Annotated in this window: 12 protein-coding genes; 4 read left to right on the forward strand and 8 right to left on the reverse strand. The window is 70.7% G+C overall.

Annotated elements, in window-relative coordinates:
* Positions 1-111: 111 nt before the first annotated feature.
* Positions 112-687 carry a PadR family transcriptional regulator gene (locus ACQPY0_RS09975; protein ID WP_432987145.1) on the forward strand — a complete coding sequence of 192 codons (576 nt, stop codon included), beginning with the start codon at positions 112-114 and terminating at the stop codon, positions 685-687.
* Positions 684-1,091: a hypothetical protein gene (locus tag ACQPY0_RS09980; RefSeq protein ID WP_432987147.1), complete on the forward strand. Its 408-nt coding sequence runs from the start codon at positions 684-686 to the stop codon at positions 1,089-1,091. The genes ACQPY0_RS09975 and ACQPY0_RS09980 overlap by 4 nt, the downstream gene beginning before the upstream one ends.
* A 212-nt stretch (positions 1,092-1,303) precedes the next feature.
* On the opposite strand, the gene ACQPY0_RS09985 is transcribed toward ACQPY0_RS09980, so the two are convergent.
* Both ACQPY0_RS09985 and ACQPY0_RS09990 read right to left on the reverse strand, forming a co-directional pair.
* On the reverse strand, positions 1,304-2,125 hold the full coding sequence (locus ACQPY0_RS09985; protein ID WP_432987149.1) for a hypothetical protein: 822 nt from the start codon (positions 2,123-2,125) through the stop codon (positions 1,304-1,306).
* Positions 2,119-2,454, reverse strand: a complete 336-nt coding sequence (locus ACQPY0_RS09990; RefSeq protein ID WP_432987151.1) for a PadR family transcriptional regulator — start codon at positions 2,452-2,454, stop codon at positions 2,119-2,121. Before ACQPY0_RS09990 ends, ACQPY0_RS09985 begins: the two co-directional genes overlap by 7 nt.
* 438 nt (positions 2,455-2,892) lie before the next feature.
* Between ACQPY0_RS09990 and ACQPY0_RS09995 the strand changes: the two genes are divergently transcribed.
* Positions 2,893-3,384 carry a winged helix-turn-helix domain-containing protein gene (locus ACQPY0_RS09995; RefSeq protein WP_432987153.1) on the forward strand — a complete coding sequence of 164 codons (492 nt, stop codon included), beginning with the start codon at positions 2,893-2,895 and terminating at the stop codon, positions 3,382-3,384.
* Entirely contained in the window at positions 3,363-3,968 is a 606-nt protein-coding gene (locus tag ACQPY0_RS10000; RefSeq protein ID WP_432987155.1) for a transposase, read from the forward strand. The genes ACQPY0_RS09995 and ACQPY0_RS10000 overlap by 22 nt, the downstream gene beginning before the upstream one ends.
* Positions 3,969-4,121: 153 nt before the next feature.
* On the opposite strand, the gene ACQPY0_RS10005 is transcribed toward ACQPY0_RS10000, so the two are convergent.
* The 6 genes from ACQPY0_RS10005 to ACQPY0_RS10030 form a co-directional block, all read right to left on the reverse strand.
* The gene (locus tag ACQPY0_RS10005; RefSeq protein ID WP_432987157.1) at positions 4,122-5,078 is read right to left on the reverse strand and encodes a hypothetical protein; all 957 of its coding nucleotides are present in this window, start codon (positions 5,076-5,078) and stop codon (positions 4,122-4,124) included.
* A gap of 228 nt (positions 5,079-5,306) precedes the next feature.
* A complete protein-coding gene (locus ACQPY0_RS10010; protein ID WP_432987159.1) occupies positions 5,307-6,800 on the reverse strand; it encodes an apolipoprotein N-acyltransferase in 1,494 nt (497 codons plus the stop codon).
* Positions 6,801-6,872: 72 nt separating this feature from the next.
* Positions 6,873-7,985, reverse strand: a complete 1,113-nt coding sequence (locus ACQPY0_RS10015) for a peptidoglycan DD-metalloendopeptidase family protein (RefSeq protein WP_432987161.1) — start codon at positions 7,983-7,985, stop codon at positions 6,873-6,875.
* A 130-nt stretch (positions 7,986-8,115) separates the two neighbouring features.
* Positions 8,116-10,188 (reverse strand): 3-hydroxyacyl-CoA dehydrogenase NAD-binding domain-containing protein, encoded by a 2,073-nt coding sequence (locus tag ACQPY0_RS10020; RefSeq protein WP_432987163.1) that lies wholly within the window; start codon positions 10,186-10,188, stop codon positions 8,116-8,118.
* On the reverse strand, positions 10,185-11,378 hold the full coding sequence (locus tag ACQPY0_RS10025; RefSeq protein WP_432987165.1) for a thiolase family protein: 1,194 nt from the start codon (positions 11,376-11,378) through the stop codon (positions 10,185-10,187). The genes ACQPY0_RS10020 and ACQPY0_RS10025 overlap by 4 nt, the downstream gene beginning before the upstream one ends.
* A gap of 97 nt (positions 11,379-11,475) precedes the next feature.
* Positions 11,476-12,744 (reverse strand): HRDC domain-containing protein, encoded by a 1,269-nt coding sequence (locus ACQPY0_RS10030; protein WP_432987167.1) that lies wholly within the window; start codon positions 12,742-12,744, stop codon positions 11,476-11,478.
* Positions 12,745-13,011: the final 267 nt, after the last annotated feature.

A 13,011-nucleotide genomic window follows, 5' to 3' on the forward strand; every position in this document is an offset into this window, starting at 1 on the left:
TGTATACCCCCATCGGGGTTATAGGGGCCACTAGCCGATCGGGGCGGCGGCGGGTTGCTCGGTTCAGTTATATCTGGTAGTTATATCTGTCAGATATACGTGGAGGTTGGCATGGCAAGCACGCGCGGGAAGCAGACCGAGATGGCCGTGCTGGGTGCGTTGAGCATCGAGCCCATGACCGGCTATGCGCTGCGGGAAGCGATCCGCGACGTTCTGGGTCACTTCTGGAGCGAAAGCTTCGGCCAGATCTACCCGGCGCTGGCCGAGCTGGAACGCCACGGCTACGTAACGCGAAGCGGCTCCACCCGAGCAGGCTCGTCAATGTTCGCCATCACACCATCCGGCACCCAGCGGCTGCGGGACCTGCTCACGCAGCCCGTCCAGGCCACCCCGCCGCGAAACGGCCTACTCCTGCGCCTGTTCTTCGGCCGCACCCTCGGGGTCGACGCGTGCCGCGCGCTCATCGCGCAGGCCAAAGCCGATGCCCAACGCCAACTGGACGAGCTCGACACGATCGCCGCGCAGGTAGCCGGCGAAACGCAGCACCCTGACGACACGCCGTTCTTGCTGCTCACCATCTCCGCGGGCCGGCACAGCGCCAGGGCCGCCCTTGCCTGGGCGGACGAGAGCCTGGCTGCGCTGGACACCATGCGGCCCAACCCCGCAGACAAGGACGAGACCCGATGACCCGCGTTATGCAGACCCTGCCAGCGACCCGCGCCGCCGCCATCGCCGCGGCCACAGGCTTCGCTGGCATCGCCCTGTTCCAGCTTGCGCTCGCCATGGGCGCCCCGCTCGGCCGGGCCGCCTGGGGCGGTGCGATCTCCGGCCAGCTGCCCGCCGGGCTACGCGCAGCCAGCGTCCTCGCCATGCTCATCTGGTCGTTCGCCGCGCTGGTAGTGCTGGCCCGGGTTGGCCTCGGACCGCTGCCGCCGGTCGCCTGGACCACTTGGATCACTTGGATCCTGTTTGGACTGTTATCGCTCGGGACGCTGATGAACGTCGCCTCCAGCAGCCCGTGGGAACGCTACTTCTGGGGCCCGTACGCCCTCGTCCTCGCTGTGCTGACACTCGTCGTGGGCCGCAGCTAACCGCCGTGCGTCGGTGGACCCCACCCACCCACCTAACCCAACCCAACTCGGCATTACCTGCGACGAGTAGGCGAAGCCGAACTGGTGACCAACCGTCGGCATCACCGCCGTGTCAGTGAGTAGCTGCCTGCCTCTCACAAGGTCGCGACGATCCCATTTGCGGCATGAGAGGGCGCCAAGATCGCGTCCGTTGACCGTCTGCCCGGCGAGGATCAGCCGTCCGCCGTGGCCGGGATGCGAGTTCGGGCGGTGACGACCGCGCCGAGTGCGAGGCCGGCGAGTGCCAGGAATATCGGCGGATTCGTGATGTCGCGGATGGTGAAGATCTCCTCGGCGTTCGGGTGCGGCAGCCCGAATCTGGTGTCGGTGATCGCGGCCACGAACCACATCGGGGCGCCGGCCGGGTGGAGCCCGGCGTGGCCGAGATAGGGCAGCGCCACGGCCACGTCGGCCGCGACGACGGCGCCCACGATCCCGACCAGCCACGCCTGCCGCTGCCGTCCGCGGTGAACCAGCCGCGCAACCACGGCCAGGATGAGCGTGAGCCCGGCACAGAACACTAGGCTTTCGAGGGCGTGCTGGCCGGACTCCACCATGTTGCTGGTGCCAAGAGCGTGGAACACGGTGTACAGCGCGCAGCCGGGCACGGTCACCGCAGGGATCAGCACGGTCACCGGCATCCGGCGCGGGAAGGCGGTGCGGCCGAGCACCGCCATCAGCACCGCGCCGGCGATCGCCAAGATCGGAAAGGAGCCGCCGAGCGTGCCGACGGCCAGCGCCGCGACCGGCAGCACAAGGAGCATCCGCAGCCCGGCCCAGGTACGGTGGGCGGTCGTCGCCAGGGAGAAGGGGCGCACCCGGGCGCGGGTAGCGGCCAGGCTGGCCGCGAAGCGCAGCATCGGCCAGTGCCGGCCCGTGCCGGCGAGCGTGTGCACCTCCGCCGACCACTCGGCGAGCATGTCCTCGCGCAGTTCGGCCGGCCAGCGCAGGGCGGCCAGGGTCAGCAGCAGCGCGGCGAGACGGCGGGTCACCATGCCGGTCTCGGACTGCCGGCCTTGCCCGGCGCGTCGAGCGCGCCTGAGGTGTCCAGTTGGGCGCGGAGCTCCGCCAGGCATTGCCGGGCCTGGACCGCGCCTTCGGCGGTGAGTCGGTAGAACCGCCGCGCTGGCCGCCCGGCCACGGCGGGGTCAATCTCCTCCCAGCGCCGCTCCAGCCATCCAGCTTTGGTCAGCCGGTTCAGAATCGGGTACAGCGTTCCGCTGGCCAACTCGGTGCGGTGCATGAGGTCGAGCCCGTAATGATCTGCGTGGGCTGCGGCAAGCAGCGCCGCCAGCACCCGCGCCGTCGGTACGGTGATCCGCATGCCCGCCACTGTATCGACGCTCTACATAGGGGTCAAGCCCGCGAGTACCGTCCCGCAGAGTGCGAGATCAGATGCACGATCAGCGCTCACATAGGTTGCGATCGGCTGGAATTCATAAGGCTGAGCGCACCCGGGGGATCGTCGGCGTAGAAGCGGACCGTGTCCACGAGATGACGGCCGGCGCGGACTGTGTCCAGCTCGACCGGTGGCTCGATGCGGGCCGCTACGTTCGTCGTGCCCAGGATCGAGAACGACAGGGTCCCGTCGGCGATCTCGACGGTCCGCTTGTGGCTGCCGCGTAGCGACGTGCCGGCGGGGACCAGCCGATGGGCTGGTATGTCGACCTCGTTGAGCTACAGATTTTGAATGGTCAGGTTTATCGATGCAGTTCCGGCGTGTCGGCGTGACATCGGCCGATGGCTGTCGTAAGCCGGAGGGATGAGGTATCCCGACGGTGGCGGCCTGACCGCGCAGGGGCGGGCCAAACGCGAAGCGGTGCGCCGGCAGGCGGCTGGTTGGTTCGCTGAGGGTGTGACCGTGCCGGAGGTGGCCCGCAGGTTGCGGGTGTCACAGACCGCGGTGTACGGGTGGCGGCAACGCTGGAAGGCCGGCGGGGAAACGGCTCTGGCGTCGAAAGGGGCCAGCGGAAGCCGGTGTCGGCTGGACGGGTCCCGGCTGCGGCGTCTTGCCGACGCGTTGGACGAGGGTCCTGCCGTGCACGGGTTTGGTGAGGATCAGCGGTGGACCCTGGCCCGGGTGTCGGATCTGATCGCCCGGATGTTCCATACCCGCTACACCCTGCGCGGGACGGCGAATGTGTTGCACCGCCTCGGTTTCTCGGTTCAGGTTCCGAAGCATCGTGCGGTCGAGCGGGACGAGGCCGCGATCGCGTCCTGGCGGCGGGAGGCGTGGCCGGCGGGAAAACGGTAGCGGCGCAGCGCGACGCGTGGATCTGCTTCGAGGACGAGGCTGGTCAGACGCTGCGCCCACCGAAAGCACGGACCTGGGGCCGCCGCGGTCAGACCCCGGTGATCCCGGTGTCCGGCAAAGGATCCGGACGTGTGTCGATCGCGGGACTGACCTGCTACCAGCCCGGCCGGCGCAGCCGGTTCATCTACCGCACGATCGTGCACCGCAACCGCAAAGGTGAACGACGCAGCTTCAGCGAACGCGACTACATCACCCTGCTCGACGCCGCCCACCAGCAACTGGCCGCCCCGATCGTGGCCGTCTGGGACAACCTCAACACCCACGTCAGCGCCGCCATGCGCGAACTCATCGCCGCCCGGGACTGGCTGCACATCATCCGGCTGCCTGCCTACGCCCCGGACCTCAATCCCGTCGAAGCGGTCTGGTCACACCTGAAACGCAGCATCGGCAACCTCGCCGTCCGCGGCGTCGACCACCTCCAGGCGATCATCAAAAACCGGCTCAAGAGCATCCAGTACCGCACCGACCTTCTCGACAGCTTCCTCAACCACACCGGACTCACACTCGAACCCGACACAACCTGACCATTCAAGATCTGTATCTCACGGCCGGGGTCTTCGCATTCGTGATTGGCATCGTCGCGGCATACCGCATCCGCACGCCGGCGCAGTCCGGGGCGCGGTCTGCTTGAGGTTGAGACCGTATTCCATCCCGTACCGGTGCACTCCAACAGGTTCTCATGCTTGATATGCCGAGATTCGTGCGTCGTGTGGGCTCTGCCGTGCACGATAGGCGTGCAAGACGGTGCTGAGCATCGCGGTGCCCGCGGCAATGCTGATCAGGAACTGCGCCGCCGCGACACCGAGGTGTTCCGGCCACACCGTGTCCACCTCGGACCCTACGGCCTGGTACACCGCGAACGGGAGCTTCCAGCAGCCCCAGGCGACGAGGAATCCCGACACCAGCCAGCTCACACTGACCGGTATCCACAGCGGCACGGCCTGGCGAGCACGGGCAATGACCCAGACGCCCCACGCGCCGGCAAGCGACCAGATCCCGGTATTGCCGGCCTGGAGATACCAGGTCAGCTCCCGCTCAGCGGGATGCCGCAACCCGATCGTGCCGCCCGCCGCCCAGTACAGATCCAGCATGCCGACAACCAAGGCCCCGACCAACGCGATCATCGCCGCTCCCGGCCGGTAGGCGCCGGACGGACGTACGGCTGCCGTGCCGTCCCCGACCCTGCCGGCAAACGCGGCCGGCCACCGAGCTCGCAAGTAGAACGGCAGGGCGACGGCCAGCCCCACACTCATCCCAAGGAAGCTGACCTGGATCAGGGAGGCTTCCCAGCTTGGCATGACGGAAGCCTCGCTGCCGGACGCCTCGTCCCCGGCCGACAACAGCGTGTCCAGCACGGCGTAAGGAGTCATGGGAACCAGGAACCCACAGCCGATCCAAGCACACGACAACACCACAAGGGCCGGAATCCGTTCGCCCCACGGCCGGACCAGAGCCAACGCGAGCGCTATCCCGGCTGCGGCCATGCCGATCGTGACCGTGTTGAGCACCACGAAGCCCGCCACACTCAAGTGCTCCGCCCGGGGCAGCAGACCCGACAAGGCGGCGACGACCCAGGAAATCTTGATCAGCAGATACGGCGTCATCGCCAGGGCAGCACCATAGGCGAACACCACGCGTGCTGAGACCCGGCGGCCTTCGTCCCGTCCGGCACTCACGGGATTCCCCCAGCCCGAGCACCGGACAGCGCCGCCCACCCATGCTCACGTACCGGTGCGCTCATGCCTCCGATCATCGTCCTCGACGCCTGTGACTGCACTGAGAGTCGCCATCGGTCGTCGGCGACGGTGAGTCTCTTCCCGGCCCTTGACCGACGATCTTGTGGAAACTAGCGGTAAGGCTGGTCAGAGGCTGAGGCGGCGGCGGACGGCCTGCGATGCGATCAGTCCGGCCAGCGCGATCAGGCACAGCCAGGCGAAGAGGTCGCCCACCGTTGCGTACACGGTCCGGGTGCCGCGTGTCGGGACGTAGGCCACCAGCGTCGGATCGTCGCCGCTGCGGAAGTAGTCGCCGGAGGCCAGGACGCGGCCCAGCGGGTCGACTACCTCGGACATGCCCTCGGTGGTGGGCCGCACGACGGCGTACCCGTTCTCGATCGCACGGAACCGCGCGTTCTCCGCGTGCAGGTCCTTGATCCCGCGCCAGTCGTTGGAGGGCGCCAGCATGATGTCCACCCGCTGCCGGCCGCCCTGGCGCAGCAGTGCGGGAAAGTTCGTGTCGAAGCAGATCACCGTGGCCATCCGCCCGAACGGGGTGTCCGCGACGGGCACCCCGCCGTCGCCGGCGGCGTACGGTTCCAGCACCGGGATGGGATGCGCCTTCTGGTAGGTCCACAAGGGTTCGCCGCTCGGCGCGATCAGCGCGGTCTGGTTGCGCACGTAGGGCGCCGTGCCGGTGTAGACGGTCATGCCCGCCGACAGGTAGATCCGGTGTTGCTGGGCGAAGTCCCGGAACCGGGCCAGCAGCGCCACCTCGTCGCGTTCCATGGTCACCACCGCCGACTCCGGCCAGGCCACGAGCTTCGCCCCGGCGTCGGCCTCGCGGGCGGTCCGGGCCAGCAGGTCGTCCACGACGTGGCTGAACGCTTCGCGCAGCACGGCGGGATCGGCCGCGTTGAGCTCTTCCACCGACTTGAACGGCGCGAGCCCGTCGATGGTGTGTCCCCACGCGCTGGGCGAGGGCGCGACGCCGGCCATCCGCACGGTCTGGCCACCCGGGGCGGACGCCACCAGCCGTACCCCGCCGGCCGTGAGCACCACCGCCAGCATGCCCAGGTAGGTCACGACCGTCGCCCGCAGCCGCCGCAGCTGCGACCGGTCCTGCCAGCCCTGCCAGCACGTGACGGCGACCGAGGCGAACCAGGCGACCATGAAGCTGACGCCGTAGACGCCGGTGACCGAGGCCAGCTGCGCCAGCGGCAGGTTGCCGTGCTGGGTGGTGCCCAAGACACCGTAGATGCCACCGACCGGGGTCATGGTCGAGACCAGGTACTCGACGGTCACCTTCGCCAGCGGGAACGGCAGGGTGCTCAACAGCGCCCGGTGCTTGAGCCGGGGCGCGACCAGCCGGTCGACCAGGTACGGCACGGTGAACACCAGGCTCAGCGCGCCGCCGATCAGGGCGAAGGCCGCGCCGCTGAGGTCCGCCTGCCATAGCCACACGGTCAGGTCGAGCGCCATGACCAGCCACGTCCATAGCCAGGCCACCCACCAGCGGCTCTGTCGGCCGAACTGGAGCAGGAAGATGTTGCACAGCCAGGCGGCCAGTGCCAGGTCCCAGCGGGCGTGGATCGCGAACAACGACAGTGAACAGCCGACGAGCAACAGTGGATATCGCACGTCGAAACACTAGGAACGGTATCGGCGTGCCGTAATGCGGCGATCCTTCGATTCGTACTGCGGAAAACCACACTAGCCGATCGGGGCGCCGTGGGCGCGCATGAAGGGCAGCGGGTCGATCGCGTTGGCCGGGGACGTGGGCGGGGTGCTCACGTGGACCTCGTAGTGCAGGTGCGGCGCCGAGGAGTTGCCGGAGCTGCCGACGTAGCCGATGACCTGGCCGGCCTCGACGTGCTGGCCGGCGTTGACGACCCCGCGGCGGACCATGTGGCAGTACAGCGTCGAGACGCCGCCGGCGTGCTGGATCTTCACATACCAGCCGCAGCCGCCGATCGAGGCGCTGCCGGTCTGGTCGCAGCTGTGGCCCGCCTCGATGTTGCACACCACCTCGACGACCGTGCCGGCCGAGGCGGCGTGGATCGGGGTGCCGACGAAGCTCATGATGTCCACGCCCACGTGGTTGGGGTTCGTCGGGGTGCGGAAGCCCGGGCGCGCCGAGAAGCCCGGCAGCGGGTTCACCCAGCGGCCGGCCGCAGCGGTGGGCGCGGGGGTCTGGGCCGTGGCCGGTGCCGCGGGCGCGGCGGCGGTGCAGGCGGGCGGGGTGGCGCCGCGGTTGACGTACGCGTCGGAGACGTAGGCCCCCGTGTCCAGGCGGTCCCACCGGTCCGTGACCCGCATCGTTCCCGCGATCCGCTCGCCCGGCACCTGGCAGGCGATGTTCAGCGGCGTCCCGTTCGTCAGGGCGCTGAGTAACTGCGCGGCGCGGGCCGGGCCGCCGCGGGTCTTGAGCGGGATCGCGCCGGAGGCCACGGCGCCCGCCGTGGTCGGGGAGGCGGCGGCGGCCGCGGCCGGCTGACCCTCGGCACAAACCGGCACCGGTACCCCAGGTGCCCGCCGCACCCACGCGTCGCTGACGAACGCGCCGTCGGCGAGCCGGTCCCACTGGTCGGTGACGCGCACCGGGCCCTGGTCGATGAGCTGCCCCTTGACCTGGCACTCGATGGTGAGCGCGGTGCCGCTGGGCAGCGTGCGCAGCGAGCGCGTCCACACCGCGGCGCCCTCCCGCACGTTCAGCGGGCGCTTGGGCGACACGACGGTCGCCGTGGTGGTGGCGGCCTGCGCCTGCACCGGTGGTACCAATGCGGCCGCGACGACGCCGGCGACGATGAAGATCGATTTTCGCATGGTGCACCCCCGGGACGAGTGAGTCTTGCGCTCGGGCCGGGGGGACCGCGAACCCCGCCAACGCTAGGCGCGGGCGGGGTCCGGGGTCCGACAGTTCTGGATCTATTCACTCTTTAGGGGACATTCGCCGTTAGTGGGGGGCGTTTGCCGCACCTTCCGGCAGGAAGCGGGAGCCGGTCACCGTTTCGGAGATGCCCTCCCGGTCCAGGTAGGGCGTCACCCCGCCGAGGTGGAACGGCCAGCCGGCGCCCAGGATCATGCACAGGTCGATGTCGCGCGGGTCGGCGACGACGCCCTCGTCGAGCATCAGCCGGATCTCGCGCGCGAGGGCCCCGGTCGCCTCGGCCCGCAACTGCTCGGCGGTCGACGGCGAGTCGCCGACCTCCAGCAGGGCGAGGACCTCGGGGTCGGGGTTGCCGTCGGAGTCGGTGAAGCCGCGCTTGCCGGCCTCGACGACCCGGCCGAGGTTGGCCGAGACGCCGAAGCGGTCCGGGAACGCGTGGTGCAGCGTCTCAGCCACGTGGTGCGCCACGGCCGGGCCGACCATGGTGAGCAGGGCCATCGGGCGCATCGGCAGGCCGAGCGGGTCCAGGGCCGAGTCGGCGACGTCGATCGGGGTGCCGTTGTCGACGGCGGCGGTGACCACGCCGAGGAAGCGGGTCAGCAGCCGGTTGACGACGAACGCCGGGGCGTCCTTGACCAGCACCGCCGACTTCTTCAGCGCCTTGCCCACGGCGAACGCGGTGGCCAGGGTCGCGTCGTCGGTCTGCGCCGCCCGCACGATCTCCAGCAGGGGCATCATCGCGACCGGGTTGAAGAAGTGCAGCCCGACGACCCGCTCCGGGTGGGCGAGGTCCGCGGCCTGCTCGGTGACCGGCAGCGAGGAGGTGTTGGTGGCCAGGACGCAGTCGTCGCGGACGATCTTCTCGACCTCGGCCCACACCTGCTTCTTGACCTTGAGGTCCTCGAACACCGCCTCCAGCACCAGGTCGGCGTCGGCGAACGCGGCCTTGTCGACCGAGCCGGCGATCAGCCCGCGGTACTTCGCCGCCTTCCCGGCGTCCAGGCGCCCCTTGCCGACGAGCTTGTCGATCTCGGCGTGCACGTATCCGACGCCCTTGTCGACCCGCTCCTGATCGAGGTCGGTGAGCACGACCGGCACCTCCAGCCGGCGCACGAACAGCAGCGCCAGCTGGGAGGCCATGAGCCCGGCCCCGACGATGCCGACCTTGGTGACGTCCCGCGCGAGGTTCTTGTCGGGGGCGCCGGCGGGCCGCTTGGCGCGCCGCTGCACCAGGTCGAACGCGTAGAGGCTGGCCCGGGCCTGGTCGCCCATGATGAGCGTGGCCAGGGCCTCGTCCTCGGCGGCCGTGCCGTCCTCGAAGGAGGCGTCCTTGGCCAGCGCCAGCAGCTCCAGCGCCTGGTTGGCCGAGTTCACGGCGCCGTGGAGGCGCTCGTCGAGCTGGTGCCTGGCGAAGTACAGCACGCCGTCCCACATGTCCCGGTCGATCTCCGGGCGGGTCACGGTGATCTCGCCGTCGACGACGCCCTCGGCCCAGGCCAGGGAGCGCTCCAGGTAGTCGGCCGGGGAGAAGATCGCGTCGGCGATGCCGAGCTCGTGCGCCTGGGCGGGCTTGAGCTGCTTCTGGGTGAGCGGGTTCTGCAGGATGACCTGGGCGGCCGGGGCGATGCCGATGAGGTTCGCCAGCAGCTGGGTGCCGCCCCAGCCGGGGACGAGGCCGATCGCGACCTCGGGCAGCGCGAGGGCCGCCGCGCCGGAGGAGACGGTCCGGTAGTGGCAGTGCAGGGCCAGCTCCAGGCCGCCGCCCATCGCCGCGCCGTTGATGAACGCGAAGGTCGGCACGGGGGAGTCCTTGAACTTCTTGAACACGCGGTGGCCGTACCGGCCCAGCTCCAGCGCCTGCGCCCGCTCGGTGAGCAGCGGCATGCCGGTGATGTCGGCGCCGACGCAGAAGATGTACGGCTTGCCGGTCAGTGCGATGAACTTCGGCGCCGCGGCGACCGCCTCGTCGATCGCGGCCTCGAGACTGGCCAGGCCGGCCGGGCCGAACGAGTTCGGCTTGGTGTGGTCGAATCCGTTGTCGAGCGTGATGAGCGCGGCGCGCTCGCGGCTCGGCAGGGTCACGAAGCGCAGCAGCGCCTTCGTCACGACCTCATTGGGGTTCGTCAGTGCTGCGCTCACTTGGCGCCCTCCCAGCTCGGGTTCTCCCAGATGACCGACGCGCCCATGCCGATGCCGACGCACATCGCCGTCAGGCCGTAGCGCACGTCGGGGCGCTCGGCGAACTGCCGCGAGAGCTGCGTCATGAGCCGCACGCCGGAGGAGGCGAGCGGGTGACCGACGGCGATCGCGCCACCCCACGGGTTGACCCGCGGGTCGTCCTCGGCGATGCCGAAGTGGTCGAGGAACGCCAGCACCTGCACCGCGAAGGCCTCGTTGAGCTCGAACAGGCCGATGTCGTCGATGCGCAGCCCCGCCAGGCGCAGCGCCTTCTCCGTCGACGGGACCGGCCCGAAGCCCATCACCTCGGGCTCGACGCCCACGAAGCCGTACGACACCAGGCGCATCCCGACCGGCAGCCCGAGCTCCCGGGCGACCTCCTCGGCCGCGATGATCGAGGCGGTGGCCCCGTCGTTGAGGCCGGCCGCGTTGCCCGCGGTGACCCGGCCGTGCGGGCGGAACGGGGTCTTGAGCGTGGCGAGCTTCGCAAGGCTCGTCTCCCGCGGCGCCTCGTCGACGGTGGCCAGGCCCCAGCCGGCCTCCGGGTCGCGGGTGGCGATGCTGACCAGGTCGGGCTGCAGCTTGCCGGCGGCGTACGCGGCGGCGGTCCTCACCTGCGAGGCGTAGCCGAACCGGTCGGCCCGCTCCTTGGTGATGCCGGGCAGCCGGTCGTGCAGGTTCTCCGCGGTCGAGCCCATGACCAGCGCGGACGGGTCGACGAGCCGCTCGGCGAGGATACGCGGGTTGGGGTCGGCGCCCTCGCCCATGGGGTGGCGGCCCATGTGCTCGACGCCGCCGGCGATGGCCACGTCGTAGGCGCCGAACGCGATGCCCCCGGCCACGGTGGTCACCGCGGTCAGCGCGCCCGCGCACATGCGGTCGATGGCGTAGCCGGGCACGGTCTTGGGCAGGCCGGCCAGCAGCGCGGCGGTCCGGCCGATGGTCAGGCCCTGGTCGCCGGTCTGCGTGGTGGCGGCGATGGCGACCTCGTCGACGCGCTCCGGCGGCAACTGCGGGTTGCGCCGCAGCAGCTCGCGGATGCAGCGGATGACGAGGTCGTCGGCGCGGGTGTTGGCGTACATCCCACCGGCCTTGCCGAACGGGGTGCGCACGCCGTCGACGAAGACGACGTCGCGGACAGCACGGGGCACGAGTCCTCCTAGCAACGAGTTACCGGCAATGTTACTCGCCAGTAGGTCGCGCCGGGTTGTGAACCCTTTCACCCGCGGCAGACCGGTTGCGCCGTCCTCAGGCCGGTTTGAGCGCCTCCGTCAGCCCCGGGGACACCAGCCCCACCTGCCACGGGCGCGCGCCGTAGCCGGACAGCACCGCCGCCACCGCCTCCTCCGTGAGCTCCTCCGGCGGCGACCAGGCCAGGCGGCGTACGGAATCCGGGGTGATGAGGTTCTCCGGCGGCAGGTTGCTGGCCGTCGCGAGCCCCGTCACCACCTCGCGGCACCGCACCAGCCGCCCCGCCGCGACCGGGTCGCGCTCGGCCCACCGGTGCGGCGGGGGCGGCCCCTCCGACGGGGGCGTGGTGGGCAGCTCCTTGTCCGACAGCGCGCGGGCGTCGGACAGCGCGGTCAGCCAGGTCGGGGCCAGTCGGCGCACCGAGCGCCCGCCGAAGCCGGCCAGGGCCAGCAGCGACCGCTCGTCCTTCGGGTCGGCCTCGGCCGCGGCGATGATCGCGGCGTCGGCGAGCACCCGGCCGGGGCTCGCGTCACGGCGCTGGGCGATCTCGTCCCGGGCGCTCCACAGCGCGCGGACCCGGGCCAGGGCGCGGGCGCCGCGGACCCGGTGGATGCCGGAGGTGCGCCGCCACGGGTCGGCCCGCACCCGCGGCGGGTCGCCGGCCGAGGCGACCAGGGCCGCGAACTCCTGCGCGGCCCACTCGGTCTTGCCCTGCTTGGCGAGCTCCTCGGCGAGCGTGTCGCGCAGCGGCAGCAGCAGCTCCACGTCGAGGGCGGCATACGTCAGCCAGGACGTGGGCAGGGGCCGCGTGGACCAGTCGGCCGCGGAGTGGTGCTTCTCCAGGGTGTACCCCAGCAGCGACTCCGTGAGCGCGGCCAGTCCCACCCGCTCGAAGCCGCACAGCCGCGCGGCGAGCTCGGTGTCGAACAGCCGGGTCGGGCGCAGTCCGAGCTCGGTCAGGCACGGCAGGTCCTGGCTGGCGGCGTGCAGGATCCACTCGGTGGGCGAGATCACCTCGTCGAGCTCGGGCAGCTGACTGAAGGGCAGCGGGTCGATCAGCACCGTCCCGGCGCCGGCGCGGCGCAGCTGGACCAGGTACGCCCGGTGGGTGTACCGGTAGCCGGAGGCGCGCTCGGCGTCCACGGCCACCGGGCCGGTGCCGCCGGCGAAGCGCTCCACGGCGCGCGCCAGCTCGGCCCGGTCCGCGATCGGCTCGGGGGTCCCGTCTCGGGGGGCGGTCAGCAGGACGGGCTCGGTCTCGTGGTCCGGTTTGCCCGGACTGTCTGGCTCCTCGTCCCGACGCCGCGCGGGGGGTTCGTCGGTCACGCGACAACCGTACGTTGCGCCATAGGTCCCCCGCTGCAGCCGGTCCGGCGCGTCGAGGTTCTTGAGTGTCCACCGACACCGTGAAGACATCGTGGACGGGGCGGACGGGCGGGTGTCGTTGCCGGTACGGTTCCCGTGCGCGGACGGTCCGGTTGTGTACAGAGGCTGCTTCGTAGGTCGCGGCACTTGTGCAGGCCGTCTAGGGTGAGGGCCGACTGCGGTATCGCCGCGCTTTTCGAAATGTGGCGAAACGGGTAGAACCGTGAA

The sequence above is a fragment of the Dactylosporangium sp. CA-233914 genome, assembly GCF_050942935.1.
Classification (GTDB): Bacteria; Actinomycetota; Actinomycetes; order Mycobacteriales; family Micromonosporaceae; genus Dactylosporangium.